This is a genomic window from Flavobacterium sp., from assembly GCF_025352425.1.
Taxonomy (GTDB): domain Bacteria; phylum Bacteroidota; class Bacteroidia; order Flavobacteriales; family Flavobacteriaceae; genus Flavobacterium.
On record NZ_JANXTI010000104.1, the window covers coordinates 1 to 3,581 of the forward strand.

Sequence of the window (3,581 nt, forward strand, 5' to 3'; positions counted from 1 at the left end):
AAAGGATTTTCATTTCAATCCCTAACGCGGGCTAACACTTTAAATTAATATTTATATTTTACCTGAAGCCCACTAGGCTTCCTCCTTTTAATTTCAAATCTAACGCGGTAAGCAATTCAGCTTATTGTTAAATTACTTTTGCTTCGTTGTGTAATGCATTAATCAATCCGTCCAAATCATCTGAAGCGAATAATTTCACTGCGGATTTTGGTGCCGGTTTTTCAAATTTTACTGCTTTGGTATTATTATTAGCAACAACCGGCTCCAATACGGTTAACACTTTTGTTCTTGCAGTCATGATTCCACGCATGTTTGGGATTCTCAAATCTTTTTCTTCGACCAAACCTTTTTGTCCACCAATTACCAAAGGTAATGCGGCAGATATAGTTTCTTTTCCACCATCAATTTCTCTGGCAGCCTTAGCTGAACTTCCATCGATAGTAAGCTCGGTACAAGAATTTACAAAATTGTAATCCAATAAAGAAGCTAACATTCCCGGAACCATTCCTCCATTATAATCCAAAGATTCCTTTCCGCAAATTATTAAATCATAACTTCCTGACTTTGCAACTTCGGCTAATTGCTTTGCCACAAAATATCCGTCTGTTGGTGTTGCATTTACTCTAATGGCTTCATTAGCACCAATCGCGAGAGCTTTTCTCAAAGTGGCTTCAGCATCTGCTCCGCCAACATTGGCAACAGTAACATTAGCACCTTGTTGTTCCTGGAACCAAATGGCTCTTGTTAATCCAAATTCGTCATTCGGATTGATTACGTATTGAACTCCAGTGGTGTCAAATTCGGTATCGCCATTAATAAAATTGATTTTTGAAGTAGTATCAGGAACATGACTAATGCAAACTAATATTTTCATAAGTATTGGGTATTTGTTGAAAATTCGAAGCACAAAATTAGAATAATATTTCGAATTACTACCATGCATGCATAGTATTATCGTACGTATTTGCTAAATCTAAAATGTCAATTGTGTAACACACAAAGAAAATTCTATAAATAATAAAAGTTAGTCTAAAGTATCTTTATAAAATAAAAGGAGCATTTTCAAATTTCAATTTAGGAAATCATGGATAAGGGAACGAAAAAACATGAAGGTAGCATAAAAAGGAAAATAACTGAAATAGAGGAAGGCACAAAATCAGGACATGCAATGACTCGTCAACAAGCTGTCAGTTTCAGATTAAGCCAGGTTCAAATAAGAATTAAAAGTAAACATTAGACTTTGCTAATGGATTTATGGAAGCAATATCCAATTTGTTTATTCTGGCTATCCCAATTGCGTGTATTGCGTGGACCGTCACGCGGGAAGAAATTTTCAGGGAATCCAGGGAATTTTGCATTCAAAATGCCAAATTGTGCAAAACAATGATACAGCGTAAGTTTTTTTATTTATTTACCTGTGAATACTGCTTCAGCCATTATGTGACACTACTTTTTTTATTCATAACCAAATTCCATTTGCTATATCCGGACTGGCGTGGTTATGTAATTTCAGGATTTGCATTAGTGTGGATTGCTAATATTTATATGAGTCTTTTTGGCTTTATACGGGTAGGAATGAAAAAGGAAAAAATTGACGCTGATATGGAAGAAATCAAACTCAAAAAAGAAAAATTAAAATTAAAGAATAAAGATGATGCACGAGGAAAACAAAATATCAAAAAACAAAACAATGGAAAATCCAAATAAGGTTTATCCGTCAAACGTAAATTATCCGGAAAGTGAAGATATTTACAATATGGATAAAGAAGAGACCGAAATTGATCCGGAAGATATTTCTAAAAATAAAATTTCTAATTCAAGTGATGGAAATTACAATGAAAAGTCTTTTAATCAGGACAAATCAGGTTCCGATCTGGATATTCCGGGTTCTGAACTAGATGACGCTCAGGAAACAACTGGTAGTGAGGATGAAGAAAATAATGGCTATAGTATAGGTGGAGACAATCATAATGATTTAGAAGAAGATAATGGATAACGTGAACAAACTTATAAAACCCGTTTTCGGACACACCAAAGAAATTTGGATATCGTGCATCTGTCGTCTTTATGTCATTTACATACCCTATGTAAATCGAATATATGCTGCATTATTTTAGAATTATCCAAATTATCCTCACTAAAACCCAAATAAACAATGGAAACGCACAACGAATCGATATTAGCCATTATTGAAAGCCATAAAAAAGCTGCGGAAGAACATCAGGAAGCGGCAAAAGCACATATCGAAGCAGTAAAATATCATGCCGGCGGTAACAAACTCCAGGCTAATGAAAGTGCCAAAGCGGCACTTGAATTCAGCGAAAAAGCGGCAGTCTACGACAAGGAAATTGCGCAACATCACGGGTTGCAGTAACTAATCTCTATTTTCTTTTTCTATTCTCTTTATTCTATTTTCTTTTTTTTACTTTTGCTATCCAAAATTGATACAAAGTAATTTATGAGAACGATACAATTTAGAGAAGCAATTGCTGAAGCCATGAGTGAAGAAATGCGCCGCGATAAATCGGTGTATTTAATGGGTGAGGAAGTTGCCGAATACAACGGTGCCTACAAGGCTTCAAAAGGAATGCTTGATGAATTTGGAGCAAAAAGGGTAATTGATACTCCAATCGCTGAACTTGGTTTTGCAGGAATCGCTGTTGGTTCGGCCATGAACGGCTGTCGACCGATTGTAGAATACATGACTTTCAATTTCTCCTTGGTTGGAATTGATCAAATTATAAATAACGCAGCCAAAATGCGTCAAATGTCCGCCGGACAATTCCCTATGGCAATGGTTTTCCGCGGGCCCACAGCTTCTGCGGGACAATTAGGAGCTACACATTCACAAGCTTTTGAAAACTGGTTTGCCAACACGCCAGGTTTAAAAGTTGTAGTGCCATCAACAGTTTACGATGCCAAAGGTTTATTGAAATCGGCTATCCGTGATAATGACCCTGTCATTTTCATGGAATCGGAACAAATGTATGGTGACAAAGGCGAAGTGCCGGAAGAAGAATATACAATTCCGCTAGGCGTTGCCGAAATAAAAAGAGAAGGAACCGATGTAACGATTGTTTCTTTTGGGAAAATCATTAAAGAAGCTTTTATTGCTGCTGACGAGTTAGCCAAAGAAGGCATCTCCTGCGAAATTATCGATTTGAGAACCGTTCGTCCGATGGATTATGACGCGATTATCAATTCGGTTAAAAAAACAAACAGATTGGTTGTTTTGGAAGAAGCCTGGCCGTTTGCCAGTGTGGCTTCCGAAATTACCTATATGGTTCAGGAACGCGCTTTCGATTATCTGGATGCGCCGATACAAAGAATCACTACTGCCGATACGCCGGCGCCCTATTCGCCAACACTTTTAAAAGAGTGGTTACCTAACGCAGATGATGTTGTCAAAGCGGTGAAAAAAGTAACATACAAATAATATAAATTTAACCCGTTGGGTGTAATTAAATAATTTGATTTTTAATATTGTTTATTGGTCTATCAAATATGAATTTATTGATATATTGAACCAAAGTTAATGCTGTTATTTTAGCTAAAATTCTTGTTTTAAATCCTTCAAAAGA

At 36.3% G+C, this 3,581-nt stretch carries 5 protein-coding genes and 1 pseudogene; 4 read left to right on the forward strand and 2 right to left on the reverse strand.

Features of this window, described 5'->3' with window-relative positions:
• Positions 1–127: 127 nt before the first annotated feature.
• Positions 128–874: an electron transfer flavoprotein subunit beta/FixA family protein gene (locus Q0Q99_RS12835; protein WP_293896734.1), complete on the reverse strand. Its 747-nt coding sequence runs from the start codon at positions 872–874 to the stop codon at positions 128–130.
• A gap of 380 nt (positions 875–1,254) precedes the next feature.
• Between Q0Q99_RS12835 and Q0Q99_RS12840 the strand changes: the two genes are divergently transcribed.
• The 4 genes from Q0Q99_RS12840 (at position 1,255) to Q0Q99_RS12855 (ending at position 3,436) form a co-directional block, all read left to right on the forward strand.
• Positions 1,255–1,707 carry a hypothetical protein gene (locus tag Q0Q99_RS12840; protein WP_293896736.1) on the forward strand — a complete coding sequence of 151 codons (453 nt, stop codon included), beginning with the start codon at positions 1,255–1,257 and terminating at the stop codon, positions 1,705–1,707.
• A complete protein-coding gene (locus Q0Q99_RS12845) occupies positions 1,691–1,996 on the forward strand; it encodes a hypothetical protein (RefSeq protein WP_293896738.1) in 306 nt (101 codons plus the stop codon). Before Q0Q99_RS12840 ends, Q0Q99_RS12845 begins: the two co-directional genes overlap by 17 nt.
• 159 nt (positions 1,997–2,155) lie before the next feature.
• Positions 2,156–2,374, forward strand: coding sequence for a hypothetical protein (locus tag Q0Q99_RS12850; protein ID WP_293896740.1), 219 nt, complete (start codon positions 2,156–2,158; stop codon positions 2,372–2,374).
• Positions 2,375–2,458: 84 nt separating this feature from the next.
• Positions 2,459–3,436: a pyruvate dehydrogenase complex E1 component subunit beta gene (locus tag Q0Q99_RS12855; RefSeq protein WP_293896742.1), complete on the forward strand. Its 978-nt coding sequence runs from the start codon at positions 2,459–2,461 to the stop codon at positions 3,434–3,436.
• A 25-nt stretch (positions 3,437–3,461) separates the two neighbouring features.
• On the opposite strand, the pseudogene Q0Q99_RS12860 reads toward Q0Q99_RS12855, so the two are convergent.
• Positions 3,462–3,581, reverse strand: a pseudogene (locus tag Q0Q99_RS12860) (IS982 family transposase); the annotation flags it as partial.

Excerpts from the sequence above, each read along its gene's own strand:
- Q0Q99_RS12840 (WP_293896736.1), top strand. The coding sequence starts at position 1,255 with ATGGAAGCAATATCCAATTTGTTTATTCTGGCTATCCCAATTGCGTGT.
- Q0Q99_RS12850 (WP_293896740.1), top strand. The coding sequence starts at position 2,156 with ATGGAAACGCACAACGAATCGATATTAGCCATTATTGAAAGCCATAAA.
- Q0Q99_RS12855 (WP_293896742.1), top strand. The coding sequence starts at position 2,459 with ATGAGAACGATACAATTTAGAGAAGCAATTGCTGAAGCCATGAGTGAA.
- Q0Q99_RS12845 (WP_293896738.1), top strand. The coding sequence starts at position 1,691 with ATGGAAAATCCAAATAAGGTTTATCCGTCAAACGTAAATTATCCGGAA.
- Q0Q99_RS12835 (WP_293896734.1), bottom strand. The coding sequence starts at position 874 with ATGAAAATATTAGTTTGCATTAGTCATGTTCCTGATACTACTTCAAAA.